This window comes from Streptomyces sp. NPDC107546, from assembly GCF_055639175.1.
On sequence record NZ_JBVKBA010000017.1, the window covers coordinates 124,078 to 140,386 of the forward strand.

The following is a 16,309-nucleotide window of genomic DNA, read 5'->3' on the forward strand; positions in this document are numbered from 1 at the left end:
CCGATGTATGGTGCTATGCGCAGGCCGTCTGGGTGACCGTTCAGTACGAGGGGGACATACAGTGCAAACGCCGCGACCCTGCCTCCCCTGACCCGGCCGATGCCGTGGACGTCGTCCTCGCCCGGCGGCACGTGACCGGCTCCCTCTCCGCCACCGGTCAGGACCACCGGCACGTCGCACCGCCCACAGGCCGCCCGTGCTTCCGGCTCCCCCTCCACGATCCGGACCGATCACCGGCTTCGGGCCGGGACCGCAGAACCGCACCACATCGAGTACGAGCAGTAGCACCGAACACCGTCAGGGAGAGCGAGAACCCGCGATGGCCCAGCAGCCCCTCCTCCGCGATGTCATCGACATCAAGGAGTCCATCTCCACCTCGGACTTCGTGCTGTCCCTCGCCGAGGCGACGACAGACGAGGGCGCCCACCACGCGCTCAAGGACTACGTCGTCACCGAGCGGCTGCTGGAGAACTTCGACGAGGCGCTGGACCTCATCAAGTCCGCGCTGGACGGGCACCGTTCCAAGGCGGCTTACCTCCACGGCTCCTTCGGTTCCGGTAAGTCCCACTTCATGGCCGTGCTGTACGCGCTGCTCAGCGGCAACCCGGCCGCCCGTGCCCGTACCGAGTTCGACCCGGTGCTGACCAAGCACGAGTGGCTGACCACGGACGGCAAGAAGTTCCTGCTCGTGCCGTACCACATGCTCGGCGCCAAGGCCCTGGAACAGCGGGTGCTCGGCGGGTACGTGCACCACGTCAAGAAACTCCACCCGGACGCCCCGACCCCGCAGGTGTACCGGACCGACTCCCTCTTCGCCGACATCCGCGCGCTGCGTGCCAGCACGGGCGACGAGGCGGTCATCCGCGGACTGGGCGGCAGCGACGCGGACGACGGGGAGGAGGACGAGTGGGGCGAGGGCTTCGCCTGGACCCCGCAGCTCCTGGACATCGCGCTCGCCGCCGAGGAGAACCACGAGGCGGGCGTCCCGCTCAACCTCACCAACCCCTCCACCCCGGCCGAGCTGCGCGCCAAGTTGGTCAACGACGCCGGCACCAACCTCCTCCCCGGCTTCACCAAGCACGCCGCCGAGGACGAGCACGGCTTCATCTCCCTGGACGCCGGCCTGTCCGTCATCGCCGAGCACGCCAAGTCGCTCGGCTACGACGGTCTGATCCTGTTCATGGACGAGCTGATCCTGTGGCTGGCCACCCTCATCCACGACCAGAAGTTCGTGGCACGCGAGGCCAGCAAGATCACGAACTTCGTGGAGGGCGGCGACGCCCGCCGCGCCATCCCCGTCGTGTCGTTCATCGCCCGCCAGCGCGACCTGCGCGAGCTGGTCGGAGAGGAGGTGTCCGGCGCGGCCGAGTCGTCCATCCAGGACACCCTGAACCTGGCCTCCGGCCGGTTCGACAAGATCACCCTGGAGGACCGCAACCTCCCGCAGATCGCCCACGCCCGCCTCCTCAAGCCCAAGGACGCCGAGGCGGCGAAGCTCGTCGACGCGGCCTTCGAGCAGACCAAGCGGGTCGGCCCGCAGGTCTGGGACACCCTGCTCGGTTCGGAGAAGGGCACGACCGGTGCCGACGCGGAGTCGTTCCGGCTGACGTACCCGTTCTCGCCGGCGTTCATGGACACCCTCGTCCACATCTCGTCCGCGCTTCAGCGCTCCCGCACGGGTCTGAAGCTGATGGGCCAGCTCCTCGCCGACCACCGCAACGAGATCCGCCTCGGGCAGCTCATCCCCGTCGGCGACCTCTACCCGGTGATCACTGCGGGCGGCGACAAGCCGTTCACAGACAGCCTGAAGGTCGTCTTCGAGGCCGCCGACAAGCTCTACAAGACCAAGCTGCGGCCCTACCTGCTCAGTTCGTACGACATCACCGAGGACGACGTCGAGCAGTACCGCAACCGGCCTGAGTCCCTCACCGACCCGAAGCGGCTGGGCGGCTGCCGGATGTTCGTCGGCGACAACCGGCTCGTGTGCACCCTGCTGCTGTCCGCACTCGCGCCCAGCGTGCCCGCGCTGTCCGAGCTGACCATCCGGCGGCTCGGCGCGCTCAACCACGGGTCGGTCCTCGCACCCATCCCGGGCGCCGAGGTCGGCATCATCAAGAACAAGGTCGCCGAGTGGGCCGCCAGGTTCCCTGAGATCAAGGAGACTGGCACCGACGCCAACCCCGGCGTCCGCCTCGAACTGTCCGGCGTCGACGTGGACTCCGTCATCGCCAACGCCCAGGTCAACGACAACCCCGGCAACCGCGTCGCCCTCGCCCGCCGCCTGCTCTCCGAGGAACTGGGCGTCGAGCACGGCCAGTTGAGCGACCAGCTCAGCTTCACCTGGCGCGGCACCGCCCGCACCGCCGAGATCGTCTTCGGCAACGTCGCCGACGAGGACGAGCTGCCCGACCACGACCTGATGCCGCAGGAGGAGGGCCGCTGGCGCATCGCCATAGACCTCCCCTTCGACGAGGGCGAATGGGGCCCGGTGGAGGACGTCAACCGCATCCAGCGGCTGCGCGAGCGCCAGCAGGGCGAACGGTCCCGCACCGTCGCTTGGCTGCCCGCACACCTGTCCGCGCAGCGCTTCCAGGACTTCCGGCGCCTCGTCGTCATCGACAAGGCGCTTGCCGACGAGCACCGCTTCGACACCCAGTACGCCGGCCACCTCAACGCCGACAACCGCAGCCGAGCCAAGGGCCTGCTCGAAACCCAGCGCGAGGCCCTGCTCAAGCAGGTCAAGGGCGCCTTCAAGCAGGCGTACGGCCTCGCCCAGAAGCAGGCCGCCGACGTCGTGCCCGACTTCGACGACCACCTCGTCGCGCTGCCCGACGTCGACGGTCTTACCCTGGCCTTCGGACAGAGCCTGTACGACGGCATCCGGCACGTCGCGGGCAAGTTGCTCGCCCACCAGTACCCGGCCCACCCCGACTTCGACCCCGACGCCACCGGCACCGCCGTCAAGCCCGCCGACGCCAAGAAGGTGTTCGTCCACGTCCGGGCCGCCGCCGAGGCGCGCGACGGGCGGGTGGAGGTCCCGGCCGCCGACCGCAAGCTCATGCAGCGGATCGCCGGACCCCTGCGTCTCGGGCAGCAGAAGGAGGCGTACTTCGAGCTGTCCCGCTACTGGGCCGACCACTTCCGGCAGCTCGCCCGCTCGCAGGGTGTCACCGGGGACCTGTCGCTGATCACGCTCACCGACTGGACCGACAAGCCCGACCCGCGCGGCCTGCCCGACTTCCTCGCCCGGCTTGTCGTCGCCTCCTTCGCCGAGATGGACGACCGGGTGTGGGTGCGCGGTGGCACCGTCCTCGACCCCGCGCCTGAACTGACCGCGATCAAGGACCACGACGCGCTGCGCAGCCAGCCGCTGCCCGCCGAGTCCGACTGGGACACCGCACGGCAGCGCTTCGAGACGATCTTCGGGGCTAAGCCGCCCGCACTGCGGCGCGGCCGGATGGTCAACCAGTTCGCCCGCCAGATCATCGAGGCCGCCCGTGCCCACCGCGACCACGCGGCCGACCTGGTGCACCAGTTGGAGGCCCACGCCACCTTCCTCGGCCTCGACCAGACAGCCGACACCGGACGGCTCGCCCTCGCCCGCCGCTCCCTGGAACTGCTGGACGCGCTCACGGCGGAGGCAGGCAAGGGCGCGGCCGGGGCGAAGAAGACCGTGGAGGCCCTCGCCTCCTTCGACCTGGGCGAGACCAGCGCCGACCGGTACGGCACCTCCATCAAGAAGGCCCGCGCCGTCGCGGAGGCCGTCGCCTCCGCCCCCTGGAGCACCCTGGAACTCGCCGCCGGACTCGGCCCCGAGGGCGAGGCGCTGCTCGACTCGCTGCGCAACGTCGCCCGCGACGACCAGCGCACCGCCGACCTGCGCGACGCCCTCACCCGCACCCAGCGCGAGGTCGTCGCCCTGATCAAGCGCACCCAGGCCGCCGCCACCCCGCCGCCCGCGCCCGTCACCTCCCAGCCCTCCTCGGCCGGTGACCTGTCCCTGGACACGCCGACCAGCGACCCGCGCATCCCGTACACCCAGCCGCAGGAGACGCCCACCCCGGCGAGCGGTGGCGGTACGGCGCGGAAGTCCGGACGCCGCAGCACGACCGCGTCCCGGGCCGCCGCCGACCTCCAGGCGGAGCTGGCCGAACTGGCCGCCCGCCACCCGAACGCGACCATCGAGATCACCTGGCAGGTCATCGAATGACCGATACCGCCACCGCCGCACCGGGTGCGGTACGGCTGAACACCGCGACCGTCACCCAGTACCTGTCCTCCCAGACGCATCTCGCCGCCTCTCTGACGGGAGAGGAGCAGGAGCGGCGCCGGGTCGTGCTGCTGCGGTCCGCGCCGCAGTGGGACGGTCCCGCCGAACCCGTCTGGGGCGAGGGTCTGGCGGCCGGTGTCGCGGTGGCGCCGTCCCCGCTCGCCGTCCACGAACTCGTCCTCGACCACCTGGCGGGCCGCCGCCCCGGCCCGGCCGTCCTGGTCGTCCTCACCGACCGCGAGCAGCACGAACTCGACCCGGCGATCCTCGCCCGCGTCCACAAGCTGCGCATCGACACGGTCGACAGCTGGAACGTCGTCCGCGAGGCGTTCGGCGCCCGGCAGATAGACCCCCGGCTCAAGGACGTCAATTGGGCCGCCGAGGCATTGCTCGACGCCACCCCGCCCGGCGGCTGGTCGGCCGTGCCCGGCGGCTGGCTGTCCCGCCAGTACGCCCTCACCGCGCTCGCCCAGCGCCGCCTGCGCTTGGGCCGCTATGACACCGAGGGCGTCACGCGCCGCCCCGGCGACGACCGGCTCGACGCCCAGGCCCTGCTGCACTGGTCGACCCGGCCCGGCGCCCCCGAGCGGTTCCTGGCCCTGCGCGGCCCCGAACGCGGCGGGCTGGCCGCCTTCCTCGGCGAGGAGGACCAGGCGGGCCTCGCCGGCCGTGCCCTGCTCGCCCTCGTCGACGCCGAACGCGGCGCGGACGCCGCCGCCTTCGGCCTGGTGTGCGCGGCGCTGTGGCAGCACGCCGAGCCCGCCCCCGAGACCTACCGGGCGCGGGGCCGCGCCGAACGCTACTTCGGCGATCAGCCTCCGGCGACCAGCGAGCAGCTCGACGCCCTGGTGACCGTCTTCGGCCGGGCTGCCGAGGAGTACGTGACCACGCTGCTGGCAACCGGACACCGCACCGGCGGCGGCACCGACGCCGAGCAGGCACGCGAGGCACGCCGCACCACCGGCATCGTGCTCGACCGGGCGTCCGCGCTGGCCCGCCAGTTCGGCGCGGAGGAGGCCGTGGCGGCGAGCCCCGTCTTGCGCGGCGGACTTGAGTCCCGGTTCACCGCCGTCGGCCGAGCGCTCACGGCGGGTGACACGGCCGCGGTGGCGGACGCCGTCCGTGCCCTGGAGGACCACCGGCTGGCCGCCGAGCCGGAGGAGTCCGCCCGCATCGAACGCGCCCGCATGGGCCAGCGTCTCGCCCGCTGGCTGGCCACCGACCCGTCCGCCGACACCCCCACTGTCGCTGACGCCATACAGCGGCACGTCGCCGAGACCGGCTGGGTGGACCTCGCCCTGGAGCACATCGAGGCCGGCGGTGACCCTGACATCGTTCTCAAGGCCGCCTACGACACCCTCGGCACCCGCGTCAGGGACCGGCGCCGGCAGATCGACGCGGCCTTCGCTCGCTTGCTGGCCGCCTGGACGGAGGCCGGAACCCAGCCCGGCAGCATGCTCACCGTCGAGACCTTCCTTGACCGCGTGGTCGGCCCGGTCGTGCGGCGCGGGGAGGAGCGGCGGGTGCTGCTGCTCGTGCTCGACGGCATGAGCGCGGCCATCGCCAACGAACTTGGCGAGGAACTGCGCCGTTCTTGGGCCGAGTTCGACCCGCTGCCCAAGGGCGACACCCCGCACCGGCGGGCGATGGCCGCCGCCCTGCCCACAGTGACGGCCGTCTCCCGCACGTCCCTCTTCGCGGGCACCCTGATGAAGGGCACCCAGGCCGACGAGAAGCGGCTCTTCCCCGAGCTGAAGCTGTGGGGCGGGGCCCCGGCCGCCGTGTTCCACAAGGACGACCTGCGCACCGAGACGGCGGGCGACACCTTCGGCCCGGCGCTCACCGAGGCCCTCGGCGACGGCAGGACCCATGTCGCCGTCGTCCTCAACGCCATCGACGACCGGCTCGCCAAGGAGCAGAAGCTCGGCGACGGCGCCTGGCGGATCGACGATGTGCCCGGCCTGCGCGACCTGCTGCGGGTGGCGGCCACCCAGGGCATGGCGGTCGTCCTCACCAGCGACCACGGCCACGTCGTCGACCGGCACGGCACGAAGGTCGACACCGCCGCCGATCCCGCGTCCGCCCGCCACCGCCTGCCCGGCGACGGCCCGCTCGCCGAACGCGAGATCGCCCTGTCCGGACCGCGGGTGGTCTGGCCGGAACCTGGCGCATCCGTCGTCGCCCTCTGGGACGCCGACTCCCGCTACACCGCCCTCAAGGCCGGCTACCACGGCGGAGCCTCCCTCGCCGAGGTCACCATCCCCGTGCTCGCCTTCCTGCCGTTCGGCGCGGAACCCCCCAAGGGGTGGCGGGAACTCGGCGACCAGCGGCCGGTCTGGTGGGCCCCGGAGGAGACCGGAAGGACGCCGCTGGCGAGCGAACCCGCCACCCGGCCTGCGGCCGGAACGGTTTCCGCTCCCAAGAAGCCGACCGGGAAGGTCAAGAAGGATCAGGCGGAAGTCGCCCGGACCCACGACACACTCTTCGACGTCGCGTTGACCGCCGGAGGAGACGACGCCCTGCTCACTCCGGCCGTCGTCTCGCGGACCGAGACACTGGTGACGGCCGTGCTCGACTCGGAGACGTACCAGGCCCAGCTCGGTGGCCTGGCCCGCAAGCCGCAGCACGAGCAGGTCCACAAGGCGCTCGCCGCCCTGCTGGACGCGGGCGGCACCCTGCCCGTGACCGCGCTCGCCCAGCGCGCCGGCATGCCCGTCACCCGCGGCGACGGCTTCGCCGCCGTCCTGCGGCAGCTCCTCAACTACGACGGCGTCCAGGTCCTGGAGACCCTGCCGGACGGTCGCACCCTGCGACTCCACGAGGCGCTGCTGCGCGAGCAGTTCGCCCTCGGAACGGGCTGAGTAGACCCTTGGGTGCCTCCAGAGCTGGTCTTGGAGGCACCTTGAGTGTGATCCGTCGTCAGATGGCGGACTCACGGGCGTAGGCGGTGAACGCGGCCCACTGCTCCCGGGCGAAGGCTAGTACCGCGTCCGCCTGCGCCTTCGAGTCCCGGACACGAACGGTACCGGGCGCGATGGCGACCTCCAGGCAGTCACCGCCATTTGTTCCGCTGTAGGTGCTCTTGAACCAAGCGAGTTAGCCCCGCTCCGTCGAAGCGGATTCGGGACGGGGGCTGCTCCTGGTCGCTGCGTACGCCGACCGATGGGGCTGCGAGGTACGGGACACCTTCACGAAGACGGTGTGGGCCGAGATCGCATGCCCGTGGTGACAGAGGAGCGGCCCCGCCCCGCCACCTCACGGCGCGAACTCCCGCAGCACCTTCGCGAAGGTCATCAGCTCGTCGATCATCTCCGGCGGAAGCGGCTTCTCGTCGAAGTGGGCGATCCGGTTGCGGATGTCCTTCACCCGCTTCAACAGGCCGATGAACTGCTCCCGGGGCATGTTGGGCCACTTCAAAGCTGCCCAGTTGCGGTCGGCCTGCTCGGCGAGGGACTGTTTCGTCTGGTCGCCGTCCAGGAGCCTCAGGTAATCGCCGAACATCAGGTCCGACACATGGCCGGTGCGGTGCTCCGGTTTCTTGTTCGTCTGGACCGCCTTGATGGCCTCTGTGTCCAGTGCCGCGCCCAGGCAGCGGCGCAGCAGTGACTCGATCTCGCCCACGATGAAGAAGGGGCGTGCCGCGCCTTCGAATCGATCCGTTACGTCCGCGGCGGTGACGATGCCCGAGAGGCAGCCGTCGTCGCCGCGGACGAGCAGATAGCCGTGCTCGCGGATGACTGGGAGGGCGGCGAAGAACTCCTGGCGGGCATCGAAGACGGGCAGTTCGTCCTTCTCCATCGCGTTGTCCAGAGTGGCCGGCTTCCCAGCCCCGTACATCTTGGCCACGGACCCCCAGGTGACCACCCCGTGGATCTGAGCCATGCCGGTGGTCACCGGGATCTGGGAGAGGCCCTTGGTGCGCATGAGGAAGGTCGTCTGGGACAGGGGAGTGCCGGGTCCCACGGACACAAGGCCGCGCCGCGCCGACGGGATGTCGCCGAGCAGCAGCCGCTGCGGCAGGGCGTGCGAGGGCAGGGCCTCGTCCGCCTGGTCGGCCTCACCCTCCGGTTCGGCCGGCGTGCGCTGCGCGGGAACGGCCGCCAGGGGCACGACGTCGACGGTGCTGCGCAGGCCGCAGACGGCGAAGTCAGGCAGTGTGGTCAGCCCGGCGTCCGTCAGGGCCCGCGAAATCCGGTGCACCGTCCGGTGGTCGCGGACCCTGACTTGGAACAGGTCGAGGATGTCCTGCACGGACACGGTCCTGCCCTTGAGCGAGGCGACGTCCTGCTCGTGAGGCCTGGTCGTCATCGGGCGTCGTCCTCCGGCAGGTCGCGGAGCATCGTCTTCTTGCCCATGGCGGAGTGCACCAGATCCTGCAACTGCTTGGAGCGGTCGTGGTAGAAGCGCTCGTAGTCGTTCTCGCGCAGGGCGTCCGGATCGATCAGGTGGGTGGTCAGAACGTCGTCGAACCATTCGGGACGCATGTCGGACGCGGCGATCATCGTGGCCAGGTAGGACGACGGCGCACCCGTCATGTCCATCGCGGCACGGTAGGACAAGGGTGTCTTGTTCACGATCGAGCCCGTGGGCAGCCCATGGCTGTTACCTCGCCGGAACCACGTCTTGGGGAAGATCTGCCGGATGTCCACGCCGTACTCGTCCAGCCGGCCGGGACTGAGCGGGGCGTCGGTGTAGTGCCAGTCCACCGCTCCCTGCTTGATCAGCAGGGCGTAGATCCCCTTGTACGCGGCGCTGTTGCGGGTGGTGAGGGTGTCGAGGCGGTCGGCGAAGAAGAACGCCTCCGTGACCGTCTCGGGCGCCCTCTCGTCCTCCGCGATCCAGGGGACGAGCTGTTCGACGTCCTTGGTGAAGCGCGTCTCCGTGGAGCCGCCATACATCTCACCGAGGACCCCGCACCAGTACCACTGCTCGATCTTCTCCCCCGCCCCCAGCCCCTCCGTCGCCCTGTCGAGGATGGCGCGGACCGCCGCGAGCGGGACGAGCTGCGTCTTGTACGGCAGGTCGGCCGGGCGGACGATGCACTGCCGCTCCAGGAAGTCGCCCACCCAGGCGAAAGCGTCGGCGAGCTTTGGCGCCAGGCGCACGAAGTCGGCCAGAGGAAGGTCCAGCAGATCGCGGCGCTTGCAGGACACCGTGGCTCCGAGTCCCTGCTGCTTCCGCTCCCAGGTGCGCACGAGCGCGATGGCCTGAAGGAAGTCGATACTGCTCAGCCCGTTCTCAAGGCCGCTGTCCAGTCGGCCGAAGACCGGGTATTTGCTCGCCAGCGCCTGCTTGATCTCCCGCCACACCTCGGGAAGCTGGTAGTAGTCCCCGGTGCGTTCGACGTAGTCGCGGTCCCCGGCGTAGGTCGCGGTGAGCAGTTCAAAGACGTTCAGGGGCACGCCGCCCGTGTTGACCCGCTCGAACACCGCGCAGACGGCGTCCATGGAGGTGGAGGCGGCCAGCCGGATCATCGGCACCTGGAAGGCGCGGACCTGCTGGAGGACCGCCTCGTCGAACTGGCCCCACAGGTCCCAGTTCCGGTCCTCGTCCGCCTTGATGTACGCCTTCTTCCACTCGTTCACGCGCTGCGCGTCGAAGACGAAGTGCAAGGGGAAGAGGCCGGCCGCGCATTCGGCCTTGGTGGTGCTCAGATCCAGCACCACGGTGCGGTTGAAGTCCGTCCGCAGCACCTTGTCGGCCGGGACGGACACGATGGCCTCGTCGCGGTCCGCGGACGGCCCGACGGCCTTGGCGATGTCGACGTAGTACCACCGCTGGATGGGTTTGCCCCGGGCGTCCGCCGTCTCCACCGGGGCGTCCAGCCACAGGGCCTGGAAGAGTGAGGTGAGGCGCTGCTGCCCGTCCAGTAGCAGGAGGTCGGCCTCCTGGTCCCCGTCCGGCCGTGCGCCGGTGAGGGTCCGGGAGCGGAACCGGGTGGCGCCGCCGGTCTGCAGCGTCATCACGACGCCGAGCGGGTAGTCCAGCGTGACCGTCGCGATGATCGCCCGGATCCGGTCGTCGTCCCACTTCCAGTTCCGCTGGAAGTCGGGCAGTTGTAAGGAGCCTGAGGCGACATCCGCCAGTACGTCCTTGAGCTTCACGTTGTCGAGGGCCGCCATGTGACTCCACTCCCCGCCCTGTTATCTGTACGGAGAGTGATTCCAGCAGTGCTCTGTGGCGCCGGTCAAGCCGGTTCGCAGAGGCAGGTGCCGGGATGAGGATCCAGGTCCGGGTCCGGCGCCTATGAGCCAGTCCGACCAGGCCCGGCTGCTGCCTATCGGGTTTCCGTCGAGATCGGTTCGAGGAAGAAGAGGCACTGGTTCGCATTGAACTCTCCCACCTTGGCGACGAAGCGGAACTTGTCGCCTGTGCCGACGGTGGCGGGGATGTTCTTGCCGGTTAGTCCCAGGTCGGGGATGTTGACGTTCTCGTACTTGAAGGCCGGGCCGACCGTCGTATTCGGTCCCTTGTCCCCAGGGCCCAAAAGGATGTCGTAGCGGGTGTGGTAGCCACCGTGGGGAGCCATGTCCACGATGGAGCCGTTGAACGCGATGGTCTGGCCCTTGTGCCTGGTCGAGAAGTCCAGGTTCGCGTCGTCGCACGAGTCCGCCTTCAGCAGTGCTGCGAACTTTGGGTCGTTCTGGGGCGTAGTCAGCTTGTTGGCGGCTGACTTGGTTGCGGTCGGAGTCGGCGTAGCGGAAGGCCTTTCGCCCGCAGCAGCCGTCGACCTGTCTGCTCCGTCCTTTTTCTCATCTCCGTCGCTGAGTGCAGAGGCAACGCTGATGACGATGGCCAGGATCACTAGGACGGCGGCCGCCGCGCCGATCAGGAGCCACGGCTGCGGCTTCTTCGGCCGACGGAAGTTGAGTGTGGAACGGAGCTTGCCCTGCGCCTGCCCCACAAGCTCCCAGCCATCCCTCTGCATCTTCGAGATCACCAAGCCGTCGGTGCCGCGAACCGTCTGCACGGTCTTGTACTCGTACTTGATCTCGTCGGCCATGCCGCTCCGCCCCCTGAATCGACTGCTCATACCAACTGCCTGGCGAGCATAGGGGACTCCGCGACCCCCGCTCGGAGTGCCGGGGCCCCGCCGGCAGGAGAGGCAGGTGCGACGCGGCGCGAACGTTGAGCGTTGCCATCTGGGTGACCAACGAGAAGCGTCCGAGGATACGAGCGCTACCTCGTGGTGCGACCTGCCCTTGCCTACGAACTGGTCATCGTGTTTCTTGGCCGAAGCACTGGTACACAGGAAGATGGGACACTGGTTCCCGTGAGCACCACCGGATCCAAGCGCCCCGCCCAGGTCAGCGCCGCCCGCCGCCGTACCGTCATCGACGCCCTGCGCCGCGGAGCCGTGCCCGAGAGCGGACTCGATCTGCTCGCCACCGGTCTCGACCGGTTCGAGGGGGCACTCGATGCGGAACTGGACACCGTCGCGTCCGGCGGGTCGGTGTTCAAGGCCGTGCGTGGTGAGTACGGCTCCGGTAAGACCTTCTTCACCCGTTGGCTGGGGGAGCGAGCCAAGCGCCGCAACTTCGCCGTGGCCGAGATCCAGATCTCCGAGAACGAGACGCCGCTGCACAAGCTGGAGACGGTCTATCGGCGGCTCACCGAGCGCCTCACCACCTCCAGCTTCCCGCCCAGCGCCCTGCGCCCGGTGGTCGACGCCTGGTTCTACGCCCTGGAGGAGGATGCCCTCGCCGCAGGGGCGACCGAGGACGAACTGCCGGGCGAGGTCGAGAAGCTGCTCGTCGCGCGGCTCGCCGAGGTCTCCCGGCACGCCCCGTCGTTCGCCACCGCCCTGCGCGGCTACCGGGCCGCCCTCGCCGACGGAGACGAGGCGACCGCCGCGGCCGTGTTGGCGTGGCTCGGCGGCCAGCCGCACGTCGCGGCCTCCGCACGCCGAGCCGCTGGAGTGCGCGGCGACCTCGACCACTTCGGGGCTCTCGGTTTCCTGCAGGGGCTCCTCACCGTGCTGCGGGACTCCGGGCACACCGGGCTGTTCGTCGTCCTCGACGAGGTGGAGACCCTGCAACGGGTCCGCTCCGACGCCCGCGACAAGGCGCTCAACGCGCTGCGGCAGCTCATCGACGAGGTGCACTCCGGGCGCTTCCCCGGCCTGTACCTCATCATCACCGGCACACCGGCCTTCTACGACGGCCAGCAGGGCGTTCAGCGACTGGCCCCGCTCGCCCAGCGGCTCGCAACCGACTTCACCACCGACCCCCGCTTCGACAACCCCCGGGCGGTGCAGATCCGGCTGCCCGGCTTCACCCAGGAGTCCCTCGTCGGCCTCGGCGTCACCATCCGGGACCTGTACGCGGACGCCGCCACGTCACCCGAGCGCGTGCGGACGGTCGTCGACGACGCCTACGTCGCGGACCTCGCGCGGGCCGTCGGCGGAGCGCTGGGCGGGAAAGTCGGCGTGGCGCCCCGACTGTTCCTGAAGAAGCTCGTCGGAGACGTCCTCGACCGCGTGGACCAGTTCGACGACTTCGACCCACGCCGACACTACAAGCTGACCGTCGCGAGCAGCGAGCTCACCGACGTGGAGCGGAACCTGGCCGCCACGGTCACCGGCGGTTCCGCGTCCGCCGACGACATCGACCTGGAGCTGTGATGGCGGACGCCGACAGCCCGGCCGGGGAAGGACCGGCCGGCGGAGGGGCCGACGTCCTCGACCGGCTCGATCCCGTCGTCCTGCACCACATCGTCAACACTCTCGGCTGGCCCGACCTGCGCCCTCTCCAGCGGGCAGCGATCACACCGCTCATGGACGGACAGGATGCCGTGCTGCTGGCGCCGACGGCGGGCGGCAAGACCGAGGCGGCCTGCTTCCCCCTGCTGTCGGCGATGGCCGAGCAGCGATGGACCGGTACGTCGGTGCTGTACCTGTGTCCGCTCAAGGCCCTCCTCAACAACCTGGTCGGCCGTGTCGACACCTACGCGCAGTGGTTGGGGCGGCGCGCCGCGCTCTGGCACGGCGACACCAAGGAGTCGCAGCGGCAGCGCATCCGCACGGACGCACCGGACATCCTGCTCACGACCCCCGAGTCGCTTGAGGCGATGCTGATCGGCGTCAAGACCGACCATGCGCGCCTGCTGGGCGGCGTACGGGCCGTCGTCGTCGACGAGGTGCACGCCTTCGCGGGTGACGACCGGGGATGGCACCTGCTCGCCGTACTCGAACGGCTCGAACGGGTCACCGGCCGCCACATCCAGCGGATCGGCCTGTCGGCGACGGTCGGCAATCCCGCCCAGCTGCTGCACTGGCTGCAAGGCGCCGGTGCCGGAAGCCGTGCCGGGGAGGTCGTCGCTCCCGGAGTGCACCTGCCGCCCGTGTCCAACGGCGCCGGGCACACCGACAAGGCTGTCGCTGACCAAGTCCCTCGGCCCGCGGGTGAGGTGGAACTCGACTACGTTGGATCGCTCGAGAACGCAGCCAAACTCATCGCGGCCCTGCACCGGGGAGAGAAACGGCTCGTCTTCTGCGATTCGCGCCGCCAGGTGGAGGAGCTGGGCGCCGCGCTGCGGGCCCGTGAGGTGACCGTCTTCCTGTCCCACGCATCCCTTTCCGTCGACGAACGCACCCGCTCCGAGCAGGCCTTCGCCGAGGCACGCGACTGTGTCATCGTCTCCACGTCCACCCTGGAACTCGGCATCGACGTCGGTGACCTGGACCGCGTCATCCAGATCGACTCACCGGCCTCCGTCGCCTCGTTCTTGCAACGCATCGGCCGCACCGGTCGGCGACCCGGCACCGTGCGCAACTGCCTGTTCCTCACCACCCGGAAGGACACGCTGCTGCAGGCGGCAGGCCTGCTGCTGCTGTGGTCGCGCGGCTGGGTCGAACCAGTGCTACCACCGCCCGAGCCGCGTCACCTAGTGGCTCAGCAACTGCTCGCCGTCACCCTGCAACAGCACAAGCTCGGCGACCACCTGTGGGACCGACAGTGGAACGGCCTCGCCCCCTTTGACAAGTCCGCCGCCCCGATCCTTCGCCACCTCACGGAGGAGGGTTTCCTCGACAACGACGGCGGCATGCTGTTCGTCGGCCCTGAGGCGGAACGCCGCTTCGGCAAGCGGCATTTCATCGAACTCACCGCATCCTTCACCGCACCGCCGCAGTTCACCGTCCTGTCCGGGCGCACGGAGATCGGTCGCACGGACCCCAGCGTGCTCACCGAGGAGCGCCCCGGTCCCCGGCGCCTGCTGCTCGGCGGACGCAGTTGGCAGGTCACCTACATCGACTGGCTGCGCAAACGCGTATTCGTAGAGTCTGCCGACGGCGGTGGCATCGCCAAGTGGATGAACGGCGGCGTCGCCGGACTGTCATACGCTCTGACGCGCGCCATGCGCGAGGTGTTGCTGGGCACGGATCCGCCGGTCTCTCTCACCCGACGCGCGGAGGCGTGTCTGACCGAACAGCGCGAGACGGACGCACCCGACACCGTGCATCCGGGCGGCACGCTGGTGACGCGCGTCGGCAGTGACGTGCGCTGGTGGACCTGGGCCGGCTACCGCGCCAACGCCACCCTTGCGGCCACGCTGCAGTCGGTCACCGACCCGCTGCAACGGCCGGTGGACAGTTGGCTGCGGCTGCGCGAGGACCTCACCCCCGACGCTTGGCGCGCGGCCCGCGAGAACATCAGTGGGAATCTCGTCCTGCCCGACGTCGACCGTCGTGCCGTGCGCGGACTGAAGTTCTCCGCCGCCCTCCCGGAACGCCTGGCTGTCTCAACGGTCGCGGGACGGCTGGCCGACTTCGAGGGAGCCCGCGCGGTGCTGGACGAACCTGTGCGGTTTCAGCAGAACCAATGATCGGGTCGACCAGGTGAGGAGTGCTCACCCGGTCACGTAGTCCCCCAGATCCCCCGATAAGCCTCCCGATACCCCACCGGATCCCACGACGTCGCCCCTCCCGTGTTCCCGGCGGTGGCCACATGCACCGGAGCCACATACCCACTCGCCGGCCTCCCCGCGAACGCCCGGTTGAACTCGTCCACGATCTGCCAGCCCTGTTGTGTGAGCGGTTCCGGGACCGTCGCCGCCTGGTAGCTTCCGCTGTTGATGCGCTGGAACGCGGACGGATCGCCGTCTCCCGCGCCGACGTTGAAGGGGGGACCCACGCCCTTCCTGCCCGCGGCGCGCAGGGCCGGGGCGGCGTCGGCGAAGTAGAGGTCGTTGATGGCCGCCGAGTAGGTCCAGCGGTCGCCCAGGCGGGAGGTCAGCGAAGAGACCTCCTGGGGGACGCGGCTGCTCGCGTCCGGGAGCGGGATGTTCTCGTAGGACAGGAGCCGCACGCCACCGCACGTGGCCAGTTCCTCTCTGATCGATTCCGTCTTGTGCTTCGCGAACGGGATCGAGTCGTCGGTGAACAGGACGGCGCCCGCCCGGCCGCCGGAATGCGCGATGATCCAGTCGGCCGTGATCCTCGCGACGTCCCCCACGTGCGTGGTGACGTTCGTGAACAGCTTCGGGTTCTCGCTCGGACCGGGCTTGTCGACCGCGTGCCAGCCGATCAGCGGGATGCCCTCCGTGTTCGCCCTCGAGATCTGCTGCGCCGTGGACTTCGGGTCGAAGCCGCCCAGCACGATGCCCGACGGCTTGAGCGCGATCGCCTGGCTGAGCGCCGCCTGGATGCCGGCCGGTGTCCCGTCCCCGTCGATCACCTCGAACTTCCATCCGATGGCCTTCGCGGCCTCCCGCGCGCCGTTCGCCGTGCCGGCCACACCCGGGTTGGTCATCGTCTGCGCGACATAGACGATGGTCCGGCCGCGGGCCGCTCTTGGGCCGGTCGTGGGGCCGTCCCAGGCGGTGTGGGGCTGCTCCGCCTGGCGTACGGCCGACTGAGCCCGGGTGAACGCAGCCGGGCAGCCGGACGTCGACGGCTCGGTGGAGGTCCCGGTACCCGGCCGTGAGCCGTGTCCGCAGCCGGCGGCGAGGACGACGACGGCGGCCAGAGCGGCGGTCCCGGCGGCGGTTGTGCGGTTCACGTGCACATTTTCCCGCTTTGGGTCACGGCGAAGGGGCCGC

General features: G+C 70.2%; 8 protein-coding genes and 1 pseudogene. 4 read left to right on the top strand and 5 right to left on the bottom strand.

Annotation, left to right across the window (positions count from 1 at the left end; translation table 11 throughout):
* Positions 1–319 precede the first annotated feature (319 nt).
* Both pglY and pglZ read left to right on the top strand, forming a co-directional pair.
* The gene (gene pglY, locus ACZ7L1_RS24520; RefSeq protein ID WP_471440138.1) at positions 320–4,210 is read left to right on the top strand and encodes a BREX-2 system ATPase PglY; all 3,891 of its coding nucleotides are present in this window, start codon (positions 320–322) and stop codon (positions 4,208–4,210) included.
* Positions 4,207–7,131, top strand: coding sequence for a BREX-2 system phosphatase PglZ (gene pglZ / locus ACZ7L1_RS24525; protein WP_471440140.1), 2,925 nt, complete (start codon positions 4,207–4,209; stop codon positions 7,129–7,131). The genes pglY and pglZ overlap by 4 nt, the downstream gene beginning before the upstream one ends.
* A gap of 58 nt (positions 7,132–7,189) precedes the next feature.
* Here pglZ and ACZ7L1_RS24530 read toward each other — a convergent pair.
* The 4 genes and pseudogenes from ACZ7L1_RS24530 to ACZ7L1_RS24545 all read right to left on the bottom strand — a co-directional run.
* Positions 7,190–7,354, bottom strand: a pseudogene (locus tag ACZ7L1_RS24530) (DUF397 domain-containing protein); the annotation flags it as partial.
* Positions 7,355–7,525: 171 nt separating this feature from the next.
* The gene (locus ACZ7L1_RS24535) at positions 7,526–8,578 is read right to left on the bottom strand and encodes a CBS domain-containing protein (protein WP_471440142.1); all 1,053 of its coding nucleotides are present in this window, start codon (positions 8,576–8,578) and stop codon (positions 7,526–7,528) included.
* The gene (locus tag ACZ7L1_RS24540) at positions 8,575–10,392 is read right to left on the bottom strand and encodes a GmrSD restriction endonuclease domain-containing protein (RefSeq protein WP_471440144.1); all 1,818 of its coding nucleotides are present in this window, start codon (positions 10,390–10,392) and stop codon (positions 8,575–8,577) included. The genes ACZ7L1_RS24535 and ACZ7L1_RS24540 overlap by 4 nt, the downstream gene beginning before the upstream one ends.
* A 155-nt stretch (positions 10,393–10,547) precedes the next feature.
* A complete protein-coding gene (locus ACZ7L1_RS24545; RefSeq protein WP_471440146.1) occupies positions 10,548–11,273 on the bottom strand; it encodes a DUF4839 domain-containing protein in 726 nt (241 codons plus the stop codon).
* A gap of 270 nt (positions 11,274–11,543) precedes the next feature.
* Between ACZ7L1_RS24545 and brxD the strand changes: the two genes are divergently transcribed.
* Together brxD and ACZ7L1_RS24555 are read left to right on the top strand one after the other, a co-directional pair.
* Positions 11,544–12,893 (top strand): BREX system ATP-binding protein BrxD, encoded by a 1,350-nt coding sequence (gene brxD / locus ACZ7L1_RS24550; protein ID WP_471440148.1) that lies wholly within the window; start codon positions 11,544–11,546, stop codon positions 12,891–12,893.
* The gene (locus ACZ7L1_RS24555; RefSeq protein ID WP_471440150.1) at positions 12,893–15,094 is read left to right on the top strand and encodes a DEAD/DEAH box helicase; all 2,202 of its coding nucleotides are present in this window, start codon (positions 12,893–12,895) and stop codon (positions 15,092–15,094) included. Before brxD ends, ACZ7L1_RS24555 begins: the two co-directional genes overlap by 1 nt.
* A gap of 32 nt (positions 15,095–15,126) precedes the next feature.
* Here ACZ7L1_RS24555 and ACZ7L1_RS24560 read toward each other — a convergent pair whose 3' ends face one another.
* Positions 15,127–16,275: a substrate-binding domain-containing protein gene (locus ACZ7L1_RS24560; protein ID WP_471440151.1), complete on the bottom strand. Its 1,149-nt coding sequence runs from the start codon at positions 16,273–16,275 to the stop codon at positions 15,127–15,129.
* Positions 16,276–16,309: the final 34 nt, after the last annotated feature.